Origin of the sequence: Streptomyces sp. NPDC050546, assembly GCF_044457425.1 — a bacterium.
GTDB lineage: Bacteria > Actinomycetota > Actinomycetes > Streptomycetales > Streptomycetaceae > Streptomyces.
Window position 1 is genome coordinate 444,223 of the sequence record NZ_JBITGX010000004.1, and the last position, 20,134, is coordinate 464,356.

Annotated in this window: 16 protein-coding genes; 10 read left to right on the forward strand and 6 right to left on the reverse strand. The window is 73.1% G+C overall.

The features are described from left to right. Positions 1-41: 41 nt before the first annotated feature. The 5 genes from ACIBK5_RS13045 (at position 42) to sucD (ending at position 7,570) form a co-directional block, all read left to right on the forward strand. Complete coding sequence (locus ACIBK5_RS13045) at positions 42-2,486, forward strand: DUF5682 family protein (RefSeq protein WP_399018961.1); 2,445 nt, start codon at positions 42-44, stop codon at positions 2,484-2,486. Positions 2,487-2,625: 139 nt separating this feature from the next. Further along, the gene (locus ACIBK5_RS13050) at positions 2,626-3,789 is read left to right on the forward strand and encodes a VWA domain-containing protein (protein ID WP_399018962.1); all 1,164 of its coding nucleotides are present in this window, start codon (positions 2,626-2,628) and stop codon (positions 3,787-3,789) included. A gap of 223 nt (positions 3,790-4,012) precedes the next feature. Next, positions 4,013-4,978 (forward strand): hypothetical protein, encoded by a 966-nt coding sequence (locus ACIBK5_RS13055; protein ID WP_399018964.1) that lies wholly within the window; start codon positions 4,013-4,015, stop codon positions 4,976-4,978. A gap of 507 nt (positions 4,979-5,485) precedes the next feature. Continuing rightward, on the forward strand, positions 5,486-6,664 hold the full coding sequence (sucC, locus tag ACIBK5_RS13060) for an ADP-forming succinate--CoA ligase subunit beta (protein WP_184591287.1): 1,179 nt from the start codon (positions 5,486-5,488) through the stop codon (positions 6,662-6,664). A gap of 21 nt (positions 6,665-6,685) precedes the next feature. Continuing rightward, complete coding sequence (gene sucD, locus ACIBK5_RS13065; RefSeq protein ID WP_193481601.1) at positions 6,686-7,570, forward strand: succinate--CoA ligase subunit alpha; 885 nt, start codon at positions 6,686-6,688, stop codon at positions 7,568-7,570. A gap of 82 nt (positions 7,571-7,652) precedes the next feature. Here sucD and ACIBK5_RS13070 read toward each other — a convergent pair whose 3' ends face one another. Further along, on the reverse strand, positions 7,653-8,924 hold the full coding sequence (locus ACIBK5_RS13070) for a helix-turn-helix domain-containing protein (RefSeq protein WP_399018966.1): 1,272 nt from the start codon (positions 8,922-8,924) through the stop codon (positions 7,653-7,655). A gap of 114 nt (positions 8,925-9,038) precedes the next feature. Here ACIBK5_RS13070 and ACIBK5_RS13075 point away from each other — a divergent pair, with 114 nt between their 5' ends. Continuing rightward, a complete protein-coding gene (locus ACIBK5_RS13075; RefSeq protein WP_399019200.1) occupies positions 9,039-11,204 on the forward strand; it encodes a DUF6350 family protein in 2,166 nt (721 codons plus the stop codon). A 16-nt stretch (positions 11,205-11,220) separates the two neighbouring features. Here the strand turns inward: ACIBK5_RS13075 and ACIBK5_RS13080 are convergent, their stop codons facing one another. After that, positions 11,221-12,000 carry a hypothetical protein gene (locus tag ACIBK5_RS13080; RefSeq protein ID WP_399018968.1) on the reverse strand — a complete coding sequence of 260 codons (780 nt, stop codon included), beginning with the start codon at positions 11,998-12,000 and terminating at the stop codon, positions 11,221-11,223. Between the two features lie 344 nt (positions 12,001-12,344). Between ACIBK5_RS13080 and purN the strand changes: the two genes are divergently transcribed. Together purN and purH are read left to right on the forward strand one after the other, a co-directional pair. After that, positions 12,345-12,983 carry a phosphoribosylglycinamide formyltransferase gene (purN, locus tag ACIBK5_RS13085; protein WP_184591279.1) on the forward strand — a complete coding sequence of 213 codons (639 nt, stop codon included), beginning with the start codon at positions 12,345-12,347 and terminating at the stop codon, positions 12,981-12,983. Then, positions 12,980-14,545: a bifunctional phosphoribosylaminoimidazolecarboxamide formyltransferase/IMP cyclohydrolase gene (gene purH, locus ACIBK5_RS13090; RefSeq protein WP_399018970.1), complete on the forward strand. Its 1,566-nt coding sequence runs from the start codon at positions 12,980-12,982 to the stop codon at positions 14,543-14,545. Before purN ends, purH begins: the two co-directional genes overlap by 4 nt. A gap of 49 nt (positions 14,546-14,594) precedes the next feature. Here the strand turns inward: purH and ACIBK5_RS13095 are convergent, their stop codons facing one another. The 4 genes from ACIBK5_RS13095 to ACIBK5_RS13110 all read right to left on the reverse strand — a co-directional run bounded on the left by ACIBK5_RS13095 (position 14,595) and on the right by ACIBK5_RS13110 (position 18,316). Further along, positions 14,595-15,188, reverse strand: a complete 594-nt coding sequence (locus ACIBK5_RS13095; RefSeq protein ID WP_399018972.1) for an ALF repeat-containing protein — start codon at positions 15,186-15,188, stop codon at positions 14,595-14,597. 104 nt (positions 15,189-15,292) lie between these two features. Next, positions 15,293-16,867: a protein kinase gene (locus ACIBK5_RS13100; protein ID WP_399018974.1), complete on the reverse strand. Its 1,575-nt coding sequence runs from the start codon at positions 16,865-16,867 to the stop codon at positions 15,293-15,295. Beyond that, complete coding sequence (locus tag ACIBK5_RS13105; RefSeq protein ID WP_399018976.1) at positions 16,864-17,610, reverse strand: FHA domain-containing protein; 747 nt, start codon at positions 17,608-17,610, stop codon at positions 16,864-16,866. The genes ACIBK5_RS13100 and ACIBK5_RS13105 overlap by 4 nt, the downstream gene beginning before the upstream one ends. Before the next feature lie 133 nt (positions 17,611-17,743). After that, positions 17,744-18,316 (reverse strand): hypothetical protein, encoded by a 573-nt coding sequence (locus tag ACIBK5_RS13110; RefSeq protein WP_399018978.1) that lies wholly within the window; start codon positions 18,314-18,316, stop codon positions 17,744-17,746. Positions 18,317-18,594: 278 nt separating this feature from the next. Here ACIBK5_RS13110 and ACIBK5_RS13115 point away from each other — a divergent pair, with 278 nt between their 5' ends. Both ACIBK5_RS13115 and ACIBK5_RS13120 read left to right on the forward strand, forming a co-directional pair. Continuing rightward, a complete protein-coding gene (locus ACIBK5_RS13115; protein WP_399018979.1) occupies positions 18,595-19,449 on the forward strand; it encodes a bifunctional methylenetetrahydrofolate dehydrogenase/methenyltetrahydrofolate cyclohydrolase in 855 nt (284 codons plus the stop codon). Next, positions 19,439-20,095 carry a DUF3017 domain-containing protein gene (locus ACIBK5_RS13120; RefSeq protein WP_399018981.1) on the forward strand — a complete coding sequence of 219 codons (657 nt, stop codon included), beginning with the start codon at positions 19,439-19,441 and terminating at the stop codon, positions 20,093-20,095. Before ACIBK5_RS13115 ends, ACIBK5_RS13120 begins: the two co-directional genes overlap by 11 nt. Positions 20,096-20,134: the final 39 nt, after the last annotated feature.

The window sequence follows — 20,134 nt, forward strand, 5'->3', positions numbered from 1 at the left end:
GCGGGGCCGTCAGAGGGACACGTGGAGGGGAGGGGGTTGGCGTGACAGGCGTGGAGAGGGCTGAGGGCCGAGGGGCCGGGCCGCTGCTGCTCGGGGTGCGCCATCACGGCCCGGGGTCGGCCCGGGCGGTGCGGGCGGCGCTGGAGGAGGCCCGGCCGCGGGTCGTGCTGATCGAGGGCCCGCCCGAGGCCGACGCCCTGATCCCGCTCGCCGCCGACGAGGAGATGCGGCCTCCGGTCGCCCTGCTCGCCCATGCCGTGGACGAACCCGGCCGCTCGTCGTTCTGGCCGCTGGCCGAGTTCTCCCCGGAGTGGGTCGCCATCCGCTGGGCCCTGGCGCACGACGTCCCGGCCCGCTTCATCGACCTGCCGGCCACACACACGCTGGCCTGGGGGAGGCAGGAGGAGGCGACGGGGACCGTCAACGACGGTGACGGCGATGGCGACCGCGAGGGCGACAGCGACGGCGATGGCGACAGCGACGGCCATGACAACCGCGACGGCGATGACGACCGCGACTCTGGCCCCGGCCCCGCCGACCTGCGGATCGATCCGCTCGGCGTTCTCGCCGACGCCGCCGGCTACGACGATCCGGAGCGGTGGTGGGAGGACGTCGTGGAGCACCGGGGCGTGGGGCAGGGGGACGCGCTCGCGCCGTTCACCGTGCTCGAGGACGCCATGGGGGCGCTGCGCGAGACCTACGGCAGCGGGGGACACGACCGGGACCTGGTGCGGGAGGCCCATATGCGGCTCCAGGTGCGGGCCGCGCAGCGGGAGTTCGAGGACGGCGTGGCCGTCGTCTGCGGAGCCTGGCATGTGCCCGCCCTGCGGCGGAAGACGACCGTCGCCGCCGACAAGGCGCTGCTGAAGGGGCTGCCCAAGGTCAAGACGGACATGACCTGGGTGCCGTGGACCCACCGCAGGCTGTCCCGGATCAGTGGATACGGAGCCGGCATCGAGTCGCCGGGCTGGTACGGGCATCTGTTCAGCGCCCCGGACCGGCCGGTCGAGCGATGGCTGACCAAGGTGGCCGGACTGCTGCGCGCCGAGGACCGGATCGTCTCCTCCGCGCATGTCATCGAGGCGGTGCGGCTGGCCGAGACGCTCGCGGCGATGCGCGGCCGTCCGCTGCCCGGCCTGAGCGAGACGACCGACGCGGTGCGGGCGGTGATGTGCGAGGGCTCGGACGTACCGCTGGCGCTGGTGCACGACCGGCTGGTCGTGGGGGACGTGCTGGGGGAGGTGCCGCCGACGGCGCCGGCGGTTCCGTTGCAGCGGGACCTCGCCCGGCTCCAGCGCCGGCTGCGGCTGAAGCCGGAGGCGCTGGAGCGGGAGTTGGAGCTCGACCTGCGCAAGGAGACCGACGCCGGCCGCAGCAGGCTGCTGCACCGGCTGCGGCTGCTCGGAGTCGCGTGGGGCGAACCGGCCGCCTCGCGGGGCAGCACGGGCACGTTCCGGGAGACCTGGCGGCTGCGCTGGGAGCCCGAGCTGTCGGTGCGGGTCGCCGAGGCCGGAGTGTGGGGGACGACCGTACTGTCCGCCGCGACCGCGAAGGCCGAGGCGGACGGGGTCACCGCGCAGGGCCTCGCCGATGTCACCGCGCTCGCCGAGCGCTGCCTGCTGGCCGAACTGCCGGACGCCCTGCCCACGGTGATGCGGATCCTCGCCGACCGGGCCGCCCTCGACACGGACGTCGGCCATCTCGCCCAGGCGTTGCCGGCCCTGGTCCGCTCCCTGCGCTACGGCGATGTGCGCGGTACGGCCACCGGGGCCCTGGGTGAGGTCGCCGCGGGTCTGGCCGAGCGGGTCTTCGTCGGTATGCCCCCGGCCTGCGCCGCGCTCGACGCGGATGCCGCCGAGGAGATGCGGCGTCATGTGGACGCCGTGCACGGGGCCGTCGGGCTCCTGGGCGACGCACCCGCGGCGGGGCACGGCGATCTGAGAGGCCGTTGGCAGTCGGTGCTGCGGGTGCTGTGCGGGCGGGACACCGTGCCCGGGGTGATCCGGGGGCGGGCCGTGCGGCTGCTGCTCGACGACGGGGAGCTGGCGCAGGACGAGGCGGCGCTGCTCATGGGGCTCGTCCTGTCGCCGGGCACACCTCCCGCGGACGCGGCCGCGTGGATCGAGGGCTTCGTCGGAGGAGGCTCCGGTGGCGGGATGCTCCTGGTGCACGACGAGCGGCTGCTCGGGCTGGTCGACGCCTGGCTTACCGGTGTGCCGGCGGAGGCCTTCACGGACGTGCTGCCCCTGCTGCGGCGGACGTTCTCGGCGTACGAGCCCGGGGTGCGCCGGACGCTCGGCGAGCTGGTCCGGCGCGGGCCGGGGGCCGGGGGAGGTCCGGCGGCGGCCGGCTCCGGCATACCCGGTTTCGCGGCCGAGCTCGACGCGGCGCGCGCGGATGCCGTGCTGCCGGTCTTGCGGCTGCTGCTCGGGCTGGACGAGGTGGATGAGAAGACCGGCAACGACCTGGCGGGGGTGACGGGATGACGACCGAAGGACCTGGGGAGCCGGCTCCGAGGACGGAAGCGGCGGACGGTGTCGGCAACAGGCCACGGGCGGAAGGCCGGCCGACGACGACCGTGCCGGTGATCCCGCTGTGGGAACGGCGTCGCGGGGGAGGACACGGATGACGACCGAGGTGGCGGACCCGGCGCAGGAGCGGTTGCGGCGGTGGCGGCTGGTGCTCGGGGGCCACGCGGCGGACGGCACCGGATGCGCGCTGTCGGGGCAGGACGCGGCGATGGACGGGGCACTCACCGCGCTCTACGGAAAGGGGGAGAAGCCGCAGGGGGGCCGGGACCGTTCGGCGGGGCTCGGGGCGTCGGCGCCGTCCGTGGCGCGCTGGCTCGGGGACATCCGGACGTACTTCCCGTCCTCCGTCGTGCAGATCATGCAGCGCGACGCCATCGACCGGCTCGGTCTCGCCACGCTGCTGCTGGAGCCGGAGATGCTGGAGGCGGTGGAGGCCGACGTGCACCTCGTCGGCACGCTGCTGTCGCTCAACAAGGCCATGCCGGAGACGACGAAGGAGACGGCACGGGCCGTCGTGCGCAGGGTCGTCGAGGACCTGGAGAAGCGGCTCGCCACCCGCACCCGGGCCACCCTCACCGGCGCCCTCGACCGCAGCGCCCGCGTCAACCGGCCCCGCCACCACGACATCGACTGGAACCGCACCATCGCGGCCAACCTCAAGCACTACCTGCCCGAGTACCGAACGATCGTGCCGGAGCGGCTCATCGGGTTCGGGCGGGCGTCCCAGTCCACCAAGAAGGAGGTCATCCTCTGTATCGACCAGTCGGGATCCATGGCGGCATCGGTTGTGTACGCGTCGGTGTTCGGAGCGGTGCTCGCCTCGATGCGGACGATCTCCACGCGACTCGTCGTCTTCGACACGGCGGTCGTCGACCTGACGGACCAGCTCGACGACCCGGTCGACGTGCTGTTCGGCACGCAGCTCGGGGGCGGTACGGACATCAACCGGGCGCTCGCGTACTGCCAGTCGCAGATCACCCGGCCCGCCGAGACGGTGGTCGTGCTGATCAGCGACCTCTACGAAGGGGGCATCCGGAACGAGATGCTCAAGCGGGTGTCGGCGATGAAGGCGTCGGGGGTGCAGTTCGTGACGCTGCTGGCGCTCTCGGACGAGGGGGCACCGGCGTACGACCGGGAGCACGCGGCCGCGCTCGCCGCGCTGGGGGCACCGGCGTTCGCCTGCACGCCCGATCTGTTTCCGGAGGTGATGGCGGCGGCGATCGAGAAGCGGCCGCTGCCGATACCGGACGCGGTGTGACGATTTGTCGACGCGTCGTCGTCCGATTCGGTTCGGCAAAACGGATATGACTGGCCATCAATAGAGGAGGGCTTGCGCGACCTCCGCACTCCCGTGCGAGGATCAGCGCCTGCTCGGCAGAGTGTCGCGCCGCGCCGGGCAGTGCCGCGTTGTGCCGACTCGTTGCCCGTGACGCGTGATGCGTTCCGCACTTGTTCCGTCGCACGGGAGGAAGCTCCCCCTCTTGACCTCGTCAGCAGCCCTGTCCGGTGTCGCTGTGCGCGTGCTGCGCACGGCGGCCGGGCGGCGTGCGCTCCAAGTGGCGTTGCTGGTGGGCGGGGTGCTCGTCATCGGGCTCCTGTGCGGCGAGCGGGCGTATGCGGCGGACGGTCTGCGGGTGTCGGCGGACAGCGCGGCCGGACGGTCGGTCAGCGGGCAGGGGCAGCTGGTTCGACCCGACGTGCACGCTTCGGCCGACCGCGTCGTACGAGTGGTGGATGACGCGAGGAAGTCGGTCAGCGGGGAGCTGGTGAAGGCGAAGCGGCCGGTACCTCCGAAGTCCCCCTCGCTGCCGGACCTGCCGGACCTCTCTGTACCGCCGAAGGCACCGTCCGCCCCCGTGCTGCCCGGCTTGCCGCCCCTGAGCGACCTGCCGGCCCCGCCCGACGCGCCGGCGATCCCGGACCTGCCCGGGCTGCCCGCTCCGCCCGAAGGTGACGTCACGGTATCGGGAGCGCCCGTTCAGCCCGGCCTCCCCGGCTATCCGGCGCCCGTCACGGTCGACCCGCAGCCGGCCGACACCCCCGCCGCCCCCGCCACCCCGGCCCCGGCCGGGGAGGCGGCCCCCGTGGCGCACGGCCCGCACGGCGACCAGTACGGCGCCCCGTACGCCGACCGCGCAGCCCAGGACCACGCAGCCCACGACCACACAGCTCACGGCCGCGCGCACCACCTCAGACGCGGAGCTCACGCCGGAGCGTCCGCAAGTGTCGGAGGCGCCGACCCGGTCGGTCACGTGCCCGGAGGGCGTCCGGACGGCACGCTCTGCAACCGTTCCCTGGGCGACCACGGCACACCGCGTCACGGCGACGCGCATGCCGTCACACCGAGCGGCCGGGCTCCGATGAGCCTCGTGCGCGGTGTCGCAGACCGCGCTCGCGTGGCCGGTGTCCGGGACGGTCACCGGGACATCCCGGTCTTTCCCGGCTGACCGAGGCAGACCACCGCTCCTCCGCCGTACCGATCTGTCGCGCGGGGGCGCGCTCCTCCCCCTGAGACTCCGCGAGCCCTCACGCCCGGACGGTCGAAAGCCGTCGACGGTCCGAGGCCGAAACCTCGTGGATGAGGTCGGCCGGTCCCCATTGGGGTGGGGACCGACCGGCCCGCCCCCCGGAGAGCAGGGCCTTGAACTGGTCCTTTGTGCTCCTTCGGGGGTGCTCGGCGGGCCTCACCGGGTTTACCCCAGCCCGGTGAGGCCCCTCACCCCAGGCACGCCGTGCCGGAGAGCGCGGCATCATGTGACAGGTATCACCGCTCAGGTGTGACCCTCGATTTAGGGGCCTCCTGCAAGCAGCGATAACCTGCGAGACGGACATGCCGCGCGCTCGGACACCGTGTGCGCCTCCCTTGTGACTGACAGACGGCGGACGTCACGTTGCCCTCGCGGCACGCCCACGCAGACAACGAACCGCGAGATCACTGATAGGGACGGAAGCGCGTGGACCTGTTCGAGTACCAGGCGAGGGACCTCTTCGCCAAGCACGATGTACCGGTGCTGGCCGGTGAAGTCATCGACACGCCTGAGGCGGCCCGCGCAGCCACCGAGCGCCTCGGTGGCAAGTCCGTCGTCAAAGCCCAGGTGAAGGTCGGCGGCCGTGGCAAGGCCGGCGGCGTGAAGCTGGCGGCGACCACCGACGAGGCGGTCGAGCACGCGACCAACATCCTCGGCATGGACATCAAGGGCCACACGGTCCACAAGGTGATGATCGCCGAGACGGCTCCGGAGATCCTGGAGGAGTACTACGTCTCCTTCCTCCTGGACCGTGCCAACCGCACCTTCCTCTCCATCGCGTCCGTCGAGGGCGGCATGGAGATCGAGGAGGTGGCGGAGACCCGCCCCGAGGCCGTCGCCAAGACGCCGATCGACGCCAACGTGGGTGTGACCCCCGAGGTCGCCCGCCAGATCGTCGAGGCCGCGAACTTCCCGGCCGAGGTCGCCGACAAGGTCGCGAACATCCTGGTCACCCTGTGGAAGACCTTCGTCGAGGAGGACGCCCTCCTGGTCGAGGTCAACCCGCTGGCCAAGGTCGCCTCCGGTGACGTCATCGCCCTGGACGGCAAGGTCTCCCTCGACGAGAACGCCGAGTTCCGTCAGCCGGAGCACGAGGCCCTCCAGGACAAGGACGCGGCCAACCCGCTCGAGGCCGCCGCCAAGGAGAAGAACCTCAACTACGTCAAGCTCGACGGTGAGGTCGGCATCATCGGCAACGGCGCGGGTCTCGTCATGAGCACCCTGGACGTCGTCGCGTACGCCGGTGAGGCGCACGGCGGCGTCAAGCCCGCCAACTTCCTCGACATCGGTGGTGGCGCCTCCGCCGCCGTCATGGCGAACGGCCTGGAGATCATCCTCGGCGACCCGGACGTCAAGTCCGTCTTCGTCAACGTCTTCGGTGGCATCACCGCCTGCGACGAGGTCGCCAACGGCATCGTCCAGGCGCTGCAGCTGCTCAAGGACAAGGGCGAGGACGTCACCAAGCCCCTGGTCGTCCGTCTGGACGGCAACAACGCGGAGCTGGGCCGCAAGATCCTCTCCGATGCCAACCACCCGCTGGTGCAGCGCGTGGACACCATGGACGGAGCGGCCGACAAGGCCGCCGAGCTCGCGGCTGCGAAGTAAGGGACGAGGGACTAAACAGCCATGGCTATCTTCCTCAACAAGGACAGCAAGGTCATCGTCCAGGGCATGACCGGTGCCACGGGCATGAAGCACACCAAGCTCATGCTGGCCGACGGCACGAACATCGTCGGTGGCGTGAACCCCCGCAAGGCGGGCACGTCGGTCGACATCGACGGCAACGACATCCCGGTCTTCGGTACGGTCGCCGAGGCGATCGAGAAGACGGGCGCCAACGTGTCCGTCCTCTTCGTGCCGCCGGCCTTCGCCAAGGCCGCCGTCGTCGAGGCCATCGACGCCGAGATCCCGCTCGCGGTCGTCATCACCGAGGGCATCGCCGTCCACGACTCGGCCGCGTTCTACGCCTACGCCGTGTCGCAGGGCAACAAGACCCGCATCATCGGCCCGAACTGCCCCGGTCTCATCACCCCGGGCCAGTCGAACGCCGGCATCATCCCGGGCGACATCACGAAGCCGGGCCGTATCGGCCTGGTCTCGAAGTCCGGCACGCTGACGTACCAGATGATGTACGAGCTGCGTGACATCGGCTTCTCGTCCGCCGTCGGCATCGGTGGCGACCCGGTCATCGGCACGACGCACATCGACGCGCTCGCCGCGTTCGAGGCCGACCCCGACACCGACCTGATCGTGATGATCGGTGAGATCGGCGGCGACGCCGAGGAGCGCGCCGCGGCCTTCATCAAGGAGAACGTGAAGAAGCCGGTCGTCGGCTACGTCGCGGGCTTCACCGCGCCCGAGGGCAAGACCATGGGCCACGCCGGCGCCATCGTCTCCGGCTCCTCCGGCACGGCCGCCGCGAAGAAGGAGGCCCTCGAGGCCGCCGGCGTCAAGGTCGGCAAGACGCCGACCGAGACCGCGAAGCTGGCCCGCGCCATCCTCGCCGGCTGAGCAGCGCCTCACGGCTCACAGGTGGGCCCGCTCCCCGCACGGGGGCGGGCCCACCGCCGTTTCACGGAAGCCGAAGCCGGCCTCACCGAGGCTGCGGCCGCAGCCGCTCGGGTCCCTTCTGCTCCTCCTCACGCAGCTTCGACCGCAGTTCCCGTTCCTTCTCCGACAGCGGTCCGGGCGCGACCGGTGGCGGTACGCCCTGGACGGTCTCGCCCGCCGGTACGGGTGGCTCGTAGCGCGTCGGGGCCGTACGCACGGTGAGCACCGTCGTCCCGATCAGCAGGGCCGTGAAGGCGATGGCCGCCCGGGTCCAGAGGCGGGCCCGGCGCTCCCCGGCCTGCCGCACCACCAGCGGCTTGGCGGCCCGCAGCCGCTCGGTCGAGGCGAGTTCGACCAGCCGCCAGTGCAGGACCTCCGGGTCCGCCAGCTCCGGCAGCCGCTCGGCGACCGCCTCGCGCGCGTGCATCAGCCGGTTCACGGCGGCACGGGTGCTCGCCTCCGTCTCCGCCGCGGTCTCCGGCAGGCCGAGGCCGACGCCGTCGTACAGCAGCAGCGTGCGGCGGTACGAGGGCGGGAGCCCCAGCAGGCTGTCCATCAGCGCGCGGTCGAACGCGTCGGGCGGCGGCGGCTCGGGGTGCCGGTAGCGGGGCCGGAGCCGGTGCCACGGGGAGAGCGCGCACTCGTACGCCACCGCGCGCACCCAGCCCGCCGGGTCCCGGTCGCGGGCCACCTCGGGCCAGCGCTGCCAGGCGGTCTGGAAGGCCCGCTCGACGGACTCCCTGGCCAGCTCACGACGCCCGGTCAGCAGATAGGTCTGCCGGACCAGCGCGGGGGCGCAGAAGGCGTACAGCGCGTCGAAGGCCTGTGCGGGGTCCAGCGCGGAGGTCGCGTCGTCCGGCCGGTGGGGGGTCTTCGCACGGCGGGGAGCCCGGCTGAGGTCGGCGAGGGTGACGCGGGGGGTGGTGCGGCCGCGGTCGGGGGCAGGGGCACGGCCCCGGTCGGCGGCATGGGCGCGGTCCCGGTCCCGGTCGGCGACATGGGGGCGGTCCCGGTCCCTGGCGGGCGGGCGGCTCCTGGCAGCCCTGCCACGGGCGGACGCCCTGCCCCGGTCGGTCGTGGTGACGCCCCTATGAGGCTCCGTCACCTCCCGCTGCGTCCCCAGGGAGTTCAGCAGCCTCGCGTACTTCTCCCCCTTCCGGCCGCGTGGCGTCGCGCGGCCGGTCTCCCATCCGCGCACCGTCTCGCTGGTGACGCCCACCCGGGAAGCCACCTGAGCCCGCGTCAGCGAGGCGGCCTCGCGCAGGCGTCGGCGTTCCTTCGGCGGAGGGAGCCGGAGGGCAGGGCTCTGGGTCACAGGGCGCCCCTGGGTACGGAAAAGTACATAAACGTATATTGGGCGACACAACGGTGGTTCGCCTGTTACGACGGGAAAGCGCGTGTCGTTGGGAGCATGGCGGGCGTGATCAAGATGACCGCTCGCCGCCGTCTGCCGGCGCCCCTGCTCGCCTGGGTGCGTGACCGTTCGCCCGGACTGGGCGACGCCCTCGTGAGTGGTGCGGTGGCGGCGGGCCTGGGGCTCGCGTGGTTCGCCGTGCTGGTGATGATGCTGTGGATCACCTCGCCGTACCCCGACAGCGGGCCCGGCGGCGTACTGCACGTCACGGCGGCGCTGTGGCTGCTGGCCCACGGAGCCGAGCTGATCCGCGTCGACACGCTCTCCGGCGCCCCGGCCCCCGTGGGCATCCCGCCACTGCTCCTTCTGGCGCTGCCCGTGTGGCTGCTGCTCCGGGCGGCGCGCGACGCCACGGACGGCGGGGCGGGGGACGAGGGTGACGACGTCGGCGGCTTCCGGGCCATGGCGACCATCGAGGACCTGGAGGGCGCCGAGGAGGCCGAGGAGGCCGAGGAGTTCGATGGCGCGGGACCGCCGCTGGTCGCCGCCCGTACGGCATGGACGGGTGTCGTCCTCGGCTATCTGGCCGTCGCCCTGCCCGCCGCGCTGTTCGCCGCCGGCGGTGTGCTGCGGCCGTCGTGGCTGTGGACGGGCGTGTATGTGCCGCTGGTCGCCGTCGTGGTGGCGGGGGTGGGTGTGTGGTCGGCGTACGGCCGTCCGGGCGGGCCGCTGCGGCGGCTGCTGCGGGTCCTGCCGGCCGGCCTGCGGCCGCTGGTCCACGGCCCGGACGGGCGCCCCGGTGTCGCCGCCCGGGCCGCGGCGGCCGGGGTGGCGGTGCTGCTCGGGGGCGGCGCGCTGCTGGTGGCGGTGTCCCTGGTGGGGCACGGTGCGGAGGCCCAGGCGTCGTGGCTGCGGCTGACCGAGGGGTGGTCGGGGCGGTTCGCGGTCCTGCTGCTGTGCACGGCCCTGCTGCCGAACGCGGCGGTATGGGGTGCCGCGTACGCCCTCGGTCCCGGCTTCGCGCTCGGCGCCGGTCATGTCGTCGGCCCGTTGTCCTCGGCGCCGCCGCCGTTCCTGCCGCCGTTTCCGCTGCTGGCGGCGGTGCCGGAGGCGGGGCAGGGGGTGTTCGTGCACTGGGCGGCCGGGGTCGTGCCGGTGGTCGCCGGGGTGGTGATGGGCCGGACCGTGGTGCGCGGGGCGGCCGGGGCGGCCTCCGGAGAGCGCGGCGGGCGGGGCGTCGGCTGGTCGCCGTGGCGCGGCGCCGGTGCCGCCGCCCTGGCGGCACTCCTGTGCGCGGCCGTGCTCGCGGGGCTCGCCGGGTTGGCCGGCGGGCCGCTCGGGGTCGCCGTACTGGCCCGTTTCGGGCCGGTGTGGTGGCAGGTGGGCGCGGCGACCCTGGCCTGGCTGACGCTCGTGGCCGTCCCGACGGCGGTGGGGGTGGGGCTCTGGCGCTGCCGGTCACCCCGGGCGAAGGAGCCGGCGATCGGCAGGCAGCGCGAGGAGAGCGCCGGCGCCGCCAGGGCCGGGCGGACGAGCCGCCGAGGCGGCTGGTTCGCGCGCACCGGAGCGGCCGGAGCCGCCGGGGCCGCTGGGACCACCGGAGCCGCCGGGACCACCGGGGCCGCCGGAGGCGCTGGGCGGTCCGGACGCACCACGGCCGCCGGGGGCAAGGGAGCAGTCGCAGGGGAATTCGGTGCCGCCTGGGGCGCTGACGCGGCCGGAGTCGCCGGGGATGCCCGAGCCGCTCGGGGCGCCGGGAGCGCCAAGGGGGCCGGCGCTGCCGGGGACGCCGGAGACACCTGGGGCGCCGGGAAGGGCAAAGGGCTCGGGGACGCCAAGGGTGCCGGGAACGGCAAAGGGCTCGGGGACGTCAAGGGTGCCGGGGACGCCAAGAGCGCCGGGGAGTCCGGAGCTGCCTGGGGTGCCAAGACCGGCAGGAGCGCCGGAGTCGCCGGGGGAGCCGGGGCCGGGCGCGGGGTCAAGAGCGCCAACGGCGCGCCGAGCCCCGGGCATGGAGGCTCGTCGTCGGGCGGGACTGCGGCATCACGCACCCCGGACCTCGAGCCGGACCTGCCCTACGCCGCCTACTCACCCTTCGAGCGCGACGCACCCTTCGAGCGCGACGCACCCTTCGAGTACGAGCACGACGCTCCGTATGGCCCGCAGGACCAGGACGACGACGGCTACGAGCCCTACGACTTCCTGCCGGCCGACCCGGCTCCGGGTTCCGACAGGCCCTGACGGGTGCGGGGCCGCCTCAGTCCTGCGACCCCAGCAGCCCCCGCAGCTCCTCCGGCAGCAGCTTCGTACAGGACTTCTCGGCCTTGTTCGTCAGGGCGTCGTTCGTGCACGTGTAGTAGTCGCTGTAGACCAGCTGCGCCGTGAACGTCGCGGCGACCAGGGCGATCGCCAGGGACGCCGTGACCAGGCCGCTGACCGCGGCGGTCGTCTGGGGGCGGCCCGGCTGCTGCTCGGGGGCCGGGGAGTCCGGGTCGGACCTGCGGGGCTTGGCGCGCAGCGCGCTGATGCCCCAGTAGAGGGCGAGCGCGCCGAGCAGCAGCGCCACGTACGGCCAGCTGAACAGGGCGAAGAAGAAGGCCCACATGCCCGACAGCAGGGCGTAGCGCGCACGGCGCTGGGAGGGGTCCGTCGGGTCCCAGCGGAGGTTCGAGCCGCCCTGGGGGCCGCCCTGGCCCTCGGGGCCGCCGCGGGGGCGCTCGCCGAAGCCGTCGGGGGAGCGGCCGGGCTGGCGGTCGCTCCACTGACTGCCCCACGGCGCACGGTCGCCCCCGTCGCCGTCCTGGGAGTCGTCGCCCGACGGGCGGCGCGGCTGCCAGGGCCGGTCCGGGGTGCCCTCGGGCGGCGGGGCGAAGGGGTTGTCCTCCTGGGAGCCGCGCTCTCGCCCGTCGCCGCCGGAGCCGTCCGACTGCGCGTCGGGCGGTGAGCTGGGGCGCTCCCGCAGCAGCACGGCGCCGCGCTCCCCTCCCTGTGCCGACAGCGGGGGGAACGTGAGGAGTCGCAGGCTGCGGTCCGGCATCAAGTGAGCGTCTTCCCGTTGGTGAGTAGGACGGTGAGTAAGGCTGGGGGTCAGGAGTGGGGATCAGGTCTGGACGGACAGAGGTCGGTGCGGCGTCGGGACCGGCTCCGTCACCCTCCTGAACGCACCACGCCCGGACGGCGTTCCCGAACCGGCTCCGCCCAGACGCTACCTTCCGGCCACGCCCCCGTCCCGTGGGGGCCGTCCGGTGTGCCGGTATCGTTGCTGACGGTCGGCCGGTTCGTAGGCTTCCCCGTATCAGGGGGCCCGAAGCATTCGTATGAATGTACAAACGTCACAGTCCGGCCGCCCGGACAGACGCTTCCCCGAGAAAGGCCCCCACCGTGGCCGCCAAGCCCGTGGCCCCGCGCGCCAAGCGCCTCGTCGTGCTGGTCTCCGGATCCGGCACCAATCTGCAGGCGCTCCTCGACGAGATCGCCGCCACCGGCGCGCAGGCGTACGGGGCCGAGATCGTGGCCGTCGGCGCCGACCGCGAGGGCATCGAGGGGCTGGCGCGCGCCGAGCGCGCCGGGCTGCCGACCTTCGTCCGCAAGGTCAAGGACCACGGGAGCCGCGAGGAGTGGGACACCGCCCTCGCCGAGGCCGTCGCCGCCTTCGAGCCCGACCTCGTCGTCTCCGCCGGCTTCATGAAGATCGTCGGCAAGGAGTTCCTCGCGCGGTTCGGCGGGCGGTTCGTCAACACGCACCCCGCCCTGCTGCCCAGTTTCCCGGGAGCCCACGGCGTGCGGGACGCGCTCGCGTACGGCGCCAAGGTCACCGGCTGCACCGTCCACTTCGTCGACGACGGCGTCGACACCGGCCCGATCATCGCCCAGGGCGTGGTCGAGATCCGGGACGAGGACGACGAGAGCGCTCTGCACGAGCGCATCAAGGACGTCGAGCGAAGGCTGCTCGTCGAGGTCGTGGGGCGGCTCGCCCGCAACGGCCATCGCATTGAGGGACGAAAGGTAGTTATCCAGTGACCGCCGACAGCAACAAGCGGCCCCTTCGCCGGGCGCTCGTCAGCGTCTACGACAAGACCGGGCTCGAGGAGCTCGCGCGCGGGCTCCACGAGGCCGGGGTCGAGCTCGTCTCCACCGGCTCCACGGCCGCGAAGATCGCCGCTGCCGGCGTCCCCGTCACCAAGGTCGAGGAGCTCACCGGCTTCCCCGAGTGCCTGGACGGCCGCGTCAAGACCCTGCACCCCAGGGTCCACGCCGGCATCCTCGCCGACCTGCGCCTCGAGGACCACCAGCGGCAGCTCGCCGAGCTGGGCGTCGAGCCGTTCGACCTGGTCGTCGTCAACCTCTACCCGTTCCGCGAGACCGTCGCCTCGGGTGCCTCGCCCGACGAGTGCGTCGAGCAGATCGACATCGGCGGTCCTTCGATGGTCCGCGCCGCCGCCAAGAACCACCCGTCGGTCGCGGTCGTCACCAGCCCGGCCCGGTACGCCGATGTCCTCAAGGCCGTCCAGAGCGGCGGCTTCGACCTCGCCACCCGCAAGCGGCTCGCCGCCGAGGCCTTCCAGCACACGGCCGCCTACGACGTCGCCGTCGCCTCCTGGTTCGCCTCCTCCTACGCGCCCGTCGACGAGTCGGGGTTCCCCGACTTCCTCGGCGCCACCTGGGAGCGCGAGCACACCCTGCGCTACGGCGAGAACCCGCACCAGCCCGCCGCGCTCTACGTCTCCCCGGAGGGCGGTGGCCTCGCCCAGGCCGAGCAGCTGCACGGCAAGGAGATGTCGTACAACAACTACACGGACACGGACGCCGCCCGCCGTGCCGCGTACGACCACGACGAACCGGCCGTCGCGATCATCAAGCACGCCAACCCGTGCGGGATCGCGGTCGGTTCGGATGTCGCCGAGGCGCACCGCAAGGCGCACGCCTGTGACCCGCTGTCGGCGTTCGGCGGCGTGATCGCCGTCAACCGCCCGGTCAGCAAGGAGATGGCGGAGCAGGTCGCCGAGATCTTCACCGAGGTCATCGTCGCGCCCGGCTACGAGGACGGCGCCCTGGAGGCCCTCACCAAGAAGAAGAACATCCGGGTGCTGCGCTGCCCCGACGGCCCCGCCGCCCCCGTGGAGGTCAAGCCGATCGACGGCGGTGCGCTGCTCCAGGTGACGGACCGGCTCCAGGCCGACGGCGACGACCCGGCCGGCTGGACGCTGGCGACGGGCGAGGCGCTGAGCGCCGAGGAGCTGGCCGACCTGGCCTTCGCCTGGAAGGCCTGCCGCGCGGTGAAGTCCAACGCGATCCTGCTGGCCAAGGACGGCGCCTCGGTGGGCGTGGGCATGGGGCAGGTCAACCGCGTGGACTCCGCGAAGCTGGCCGTCGAGCGGGCCGGGGCCGAGCGCGCGGAGGGTGCGTACGCCGCGTCCGACGCGTTCTTCCCCTTCCCGGACGGCCTGGAGATCCTCACCGAGGCCGGCGTGAAGGCCGTGGTCCAGCCCGGCGGTTCCGTCCGTGACGAACAGGTCGTCGAGGCCGCGCGCAAGGCCGGCGTCACGATGTACTTCACCGGGACGCGGCACTTCTTCCACTGACGGTGGCGGCGGAGCGGGTCGGCGGCACGGCCGACCCGCCTCGGACGACTCAGCCGTCCACTTCGTACTGCCCGGTCTCCAGGAAGTAGCGCAGCTCCTCCGGAGTGCCGTCGATGACGTCCTCGGCGGCCGCGCGCAGGGCCGGGCTGATCTTCGGGTCGGCCAGGATGCGGGCGACGGCGACGCGGTCGTCCTCGGCCTGGGCGAGGCGGTAGCCGGTCTCCAGGAAGGCGCGCAGGGCCTCCGGGGTGTTCGCGTCGAGGGCCTTGCCCGCTTCCCTCTTGACGCCCCGTCCGGAGTCCGGGTCGCCGATGATGCGGGCGATGGCGACGCGGTCGTCCTCGGCCTGGGCGAGGCGGTAGCCCGTCTTGAGGAAGGCGCGCATGTCCTCCACGGTGCCGTCGAGGGCCTTGTTGGCTTCCCTCTTGACGCCCCGTCCGCTGTCCTCGTCGGCCATGATGCGGAGGATCGCTATCCGGAGCTCTTCCTCCGACATCTCGTCCACCGGCGTGCCGTCCGCCGGTGCCGCGGCCGTCACGGCGGCTGCCGCCGGGGCCGGGCCGGCGGCCACGGCCGGGGTGGCGAGCAGGAGGACGGGCGTCAGGGCGGCAGCGACCGCCAAGGCACCGCGGGTGCGTCTCATACATGAACCTGCTTTCGAATCAAAGGAGTTCGGAACGGCCATCCTCACATCCTCCGACACACCGAGCAGCGTGTTTTCGGAGCGGTACCCGAGAATTCCCAGGGTCACCTCTTCCCCGGCGGGCTGTACTCCTTGAGGTAGTGCGCGACGCGGTCGGCGTAGACGCGAGTGTCCGGGGGAACGCCGCCCGCGTCGTTCACCGTCTTGTACGACGTCCGGTACGCGGCGGCGACCAGCGCCCGCCGCTCGCCCCGCAGCCCGGGTTCCAGGCGTGGGGCGATCCAGCACAGGTAGCGGCCCATGGCCGGGATGGACTCGGCGGGCGGGAACGGGGGCCGGGGGACGGTCTCGCCGGGAGTGCCGTCCTCGTTCATCCACCAGCGCAGGACGCGCGGGGTCCAGCGGGCGATGCCGTACTCGTCGTTGGCGGGGTCGGAGAGGTCCGGGTCGAAGTCGCTCTCCACCTTCAGCATGGCGGCGATCAGGACCGGGGTGACGTCCTTCTGGTCGCAGTCGTGCGCCGTCTCCACGATCAGCAGCCGGTAGGCGGGCGGGATGCCCCGGTCGGTGCGCAGGTCGGAGGCGCCGTACGCGGCGGCCGAGACGTTCGCGGTGGCACCGGAGCCACCGCCGCCCGGGCCACCGCCGCCCGGGGCACCGCCGGCCCAGACGCTGACGCCGTAGGCGAGGGCGGCGAGCGCGCCGGCGGCCATGGCCGCCGCGACGGACGTACGGCCCACGCGGCGGCGGGCCGGGCGCAGCCGGGGCAGCCGGAAGGGCCGGTGAGCCGTCCCGGCGGCAGCCGCCCGGACGCGGCGCAGCAGTGCGTCGCCGGTGATGCGGTCCTGGTACGTCCGGGTCAGGCAGGCGCGTACGATCTCCCGCCAGTCGTCGGCCAGTTCGGGCGACAGACGCAGTTCGTCGGTGCCGCGGGCGTAGGCCGCCGCCGCGTCGCGGCGGGCCGCCGGGGTGGCGCCGGGCAGCGGGAAGGAGTCGGTGAGGACGAGGTGGGCGAGGACGCCGAAGGCCCACACGTCGGCGGACGGGCGGATGCGGCGGCCCCGTTCGCCGATCTCGGTCCACAGGAGCTCGGGCGGCGTGTAGTCGGGGGTCGAGAAGGCCGGGGTGTAGGCGTGGGTGCCCTCCAGCTCGGCCGCCATGTTGAAGTCGGCCAGCCGGACCGAACCGTCCTCCATCAGCAGCACGTTGGCCGGCTTCAGGTCGCCGTGCACCCAGCCCGCGTCGTGCAACTGGGCCAGCCCCTCGCAGATCTGCGCGAGCAGCGCGGGACCCGCCTCGGGCCGGGGCACCGCCGTGAGCAGGGCGGACAGGGAGCCCTTGGCCCGCTCCAGGACGAGGACGGTGGCGCCGTCCAGCTCCGGACGGCCCGGGTCGTCGACGGTCAGCGTCTCGTACATCCGCACCAGCCGCGGGTGTTTCAGCCGCCGGTACAGCGCGACCTCCCGCTCGATCAGCTCGCGCAGGTGGCTGAGCCGGCGGGGCGTGGCCGTACCGGTGGGCAGGAACTTCAGGGCGGCGGTCCGGGGCAGCTCCGTGCTCTCGCCGACGCGCCGGGCGGCGTACACACTGCCGAAGGCGCCGGTCGCGATCGGCTCGCGCACCTCCCAGGCGCCGACCCGGTAGCCCTTCGGCACGGGCACCGCATAGGCCTCGTTCACCGGGGCCTCCCGCCCGGCGGAGCGGCCAGGACGCCCAGGTCGTCCTCCCGGACCAGGTCGAAGCGGAGCGCCAGGGAGACCAGGGACTCCTTCTTGCCGTTGAGCCGCGGGCCCGTGTCCGCGCTCTCCGGGCCCGGTTTGAGGCGCAGCTTCACGGCGAGGTAGTCGATGTTCCACTGCACGGCCGTGCGGGACGCGGCAGGCCAGGCGGGGCGCAGGCGCTCGGCGACCTGGTCGACGGTGGGCAGCGGGGCGTGCGGGGTGCCGCGCAGTCGCGGTTCGCACAGGGCCGCCAGGACCGCGAAGTAGCGCTTGGTGCGGTCGACCGAGAAGGCCGGAGCGGTCGTGGCGCCGTCGAGGCCGCCCGTGCCGCTCAGATAGTCGTGGCGCGGTGCCCACACCTCCAGCGCCAGCAGGTCGCCGGCGGCGGGCAGCACGATCCGCGAGAACTCGAAGGGGACCGGCGCGTCCAGCCGCCCGGGCGCCACCTTGACGTGCTCGCCGGCGCCCTCCGGGTTCTCCACCACGTAGGTCTGCTCGCGGCTGAGGTTGCTCAGGATCCAGAAGGCGCCCTGCGCGGTGATCTCACCGGCCCGGCGGGAGACCCCGTCGTGGGCGATGGGCAGGTCGTTGTCGTGCGCGGACCGGCCGAAGGTGAGGCGTTCGCCGGGCGCGAGTCTGTGTTGGGTGCGGTTTCGCTCGTCCTCCGTGGTCGGCGGAGGTACCACGATGATGCTGAACAAGGTGCTCTCCCCGTGCCTGCACAGCTACCACCGTCAGACTAGGGCGACGCACCAGGGCCGTGCCCCCCTCGTACGGGTGAGACACGGCCCTTGGAAGTGATTGGCGTGAACTGGTCCGGTCGACCGGGTCCGTTCAGTACCTGGGGCGGTTGAACCAGGCCTTGCCGTTGGCGTTGCCGACGAACACCGCGACCAGGATGGCCAGGACGGTGTGCACCAGGCCCATGATGACGAACGGGTAGATGCCGAGGACGGCCGTGATGATGGCGAACACCAGGATGGTGATCCGGGCGCCGTTGCCGCCGTTCTTGAACTTCGTCGCCAGGACGGCGGCGAACACCAGCCAGGCCAGCCCGAACACCACGTAGCCCCAGATCAGGCCGGTCGACTGGCCGACCAGGTCCTGGAAGGCGACGTTGTCCTGGAGGGACTCGTCGTCCTTCGCGGCGTTGATGGCGGCGGCGGCGAAGGCGAGGAGGGCCACGGCGACGACCTGGAGGCCGACGATCACCCACACCATCACGCGGGCGGCGCTCACCGAACCGGGCATCGTGGTCGGCGCTGCGGGGCCGGCGCCGTAGGGGGAGACCGGAGGGGCCTGCGGGTAGCCGTAGCCGGGGGCCTGGCCCTGCTGCTGCGGGTAGCCGTAGCCCGGCTGCTGCCCCTGGGGAGCGCCGTAGGGGTTGTTCGGGTCGCCGTAGCTCATGGCTGACTTTCCTCCGTTGGTATTTCGAGTGCGGGGACGACGCGGGTCATCCGCACGGAGGAGAAGTACTTCGTATTGCGACCGTCCCCCCGTTGAACTGCCCGCGGCACTTGTCATGTCATCGTTCTGCACCGGTGACGGGCTTGTCCAGCCGCATTCCCGATGTGTTGTGCAAGTGCAACATCGCTGATCATGGGCGGATACGGGAGGAGCGGCCCCCGGTGCCCGGATTGTGGCCGGATTGGAACCGTGGGCGGGTCATCCGCGAGGATGGGGTCATGACCGCCCAGATTCTCGATGGCAAGGCCACCGCAGCCGCGATCAAGTCCGATCTGACCGCCCGCGTGGCGGCGCTGAAGGAGAAGGGCGTCACGCCCGGCCTCGGCACGATCCTGGTCGGGGACGACCCCGGCAGCCAGAAGTACGTCGCCGGCAAGCACCGTGACTGTGCGCAGGTCGGTATCGCCTCGATCCAGCGCGAGCTGCCCGCGACGGCCTCGCAGGAGGAGATCGAGGCCGCCGTCCGCGAACTGAACGAGGACCCGGCCTGCACCGGGTACATCGTGCAACTGCCGCTCCCCAAGGGCATCGACGAGAACCGCATCCTCGAACTGATGGACCCGGACAAGGACGCGGACGGGCTCCACCCGATGAACCTCGGCCGCCTCGTCCTGAACGAGCCGGCCCCGCTGCCCTGCACCCCGAACGGCGTGCTGACCCTGCTGCGCCGCTACGGCGTGGAGATCAAGGGCGCGGAGGTCGTGGTGATCGGCCGGGGCGTGACCATCGGCCGGCCGATGCCGCTGCTGCTGACGCGGCGCAGCGAGAACGCGACGGTGACCCAGTGCCACACCGGCACGCGCGATCTGTCGGCGCACCTCAAGCGCGCGGACATCATCGTCGCCGCGGCCGGCTCCGCCCATCTGATCCGCGCCGAGGACGTCAAGCCGGGCGCGGCCGTCCTCGACGTCGGCGTCTCCCGCAGCGCCGAGGGCAAGATCGTGGGCGACGTCCACCCCGACGTGGCCGAGGTCGCCGGCTGGATCTCCCCGAACCCCGGCGGAGTCGGCCCGATGACCCGTGCCCAGCTGCTCGTCAACGTGGTCGAGGCGGCGGAGCGCAGTGCCGGCTGAGCGGAGCGCGAGGAGCGCGGCGGGCGGCGGGAGCGTCGAGGCCGGAAAGGTCGGCCCGACCGCCTCGGCCGAGCTGGACGGGCGTGTGGGCCGGGGTGCTTCGGGTGAGCCCGAGAGGCAGGTGCGCCAGGGTGCTTCGGCCGGGTCGGATGGGCAGGCCGGGCCGGGGGCTTCCGGCGGGTCGGAAGCGGGTGAGGACGACCTCACCGTCCGGGACCCGGTCAGTGCGCCCGACGCCGAGGGGCGGCCGCGGCGGGTCACCCGGCGGTTCCCGCTCTTCACCAAGGACACCGCGCGGCCCGAGGGCGGTGGCCGGGCCGTGTCCGGGGACGCGTCGGCGCCGGTGCGGCAGTGGCCCGTCCTCGCCGTGCTGGGGCTGGTGGGGCTCGGACTGCTGGTGACCGCCTTCGACCAGTTCCGGCTCGGGACGCTGCTGATCGGCGTCGCCCTGCTGGGCAGTGGCGTGCTGCGCTGGCTGCTGCCGGACGTCGGCATGCTCGCCGTCCGCTCCCGCTTCACGGACATCGTGACGTACGGCGTGCTGGGCTTGACGATCGTCCTGCTGGCGCTGATGGCACAGCCGAAACCGTGGTTGCAGCTCCCGTTCCTGAAGGACACGCTGCACTTCACGGTCACCAGCGAATGACCCGACGGCGGTCCGTCCTCTCCCCCGAGGAAGGACGGG

What these genes read in the sequence shown, in the direction of transcription:
- sucD (WP_193481601.1), top strand. Translation starts at nt 6,686, where the DNA reads ATGGCTATCTTCCTCAACAAGGACAGCAAGGTCATCGTCCAGGGCATG.
- ACIBK5_RS13110 (WP_399018978.1), bottom strand. Translation starts at nt 18,316, where the DNA reads ATGAGCTACGGCGACCCGAACAACCCCTACGGCGCTCCCCAGGGGCAG.
- ACIBK5_RS13095 (WP_399018972.1), bottom strand. Translation starts at nt 15,188, where the DNA reads ATGAGACGCACCCGCGGTGCCTTGGCGGTCGCTGCCGCCCTGACGCCC.
- ACIBK5_RS13115 (WP_399018979.1), top strand. Translation starts at nt 18,595, where the DNA reads ATGACCGCCCAGATTCTCGATGGCAAGGCCACCGCAGCCGCGATCAAG.
- ACIBK5_RS13050 (WP_399018962.1), top strand. Translation starts at nt 2,626, where the DNA reads ATGACGACCGAGGTGGCGGACCCGGCGCAGGAGCGGTTGCGGCGGTGG.
- ACIBK5_RS13080 (WP_399018968.1), bottom strand. Translation starts at nt 12,000, where the DNA reads ATGCCGGACCGCAGCCTGCGACTCCTCACGTTCCCCCCGCTGTCGGCA.
- ACIBK5_RS13075 (WP_399019200.1), top strand. Translation starts at nt 9,039, where the DNA reads ATGACCGCTCGCCGCCGTCTGCCGGCGCCCCTGCTCGCCTGGGTGCGT.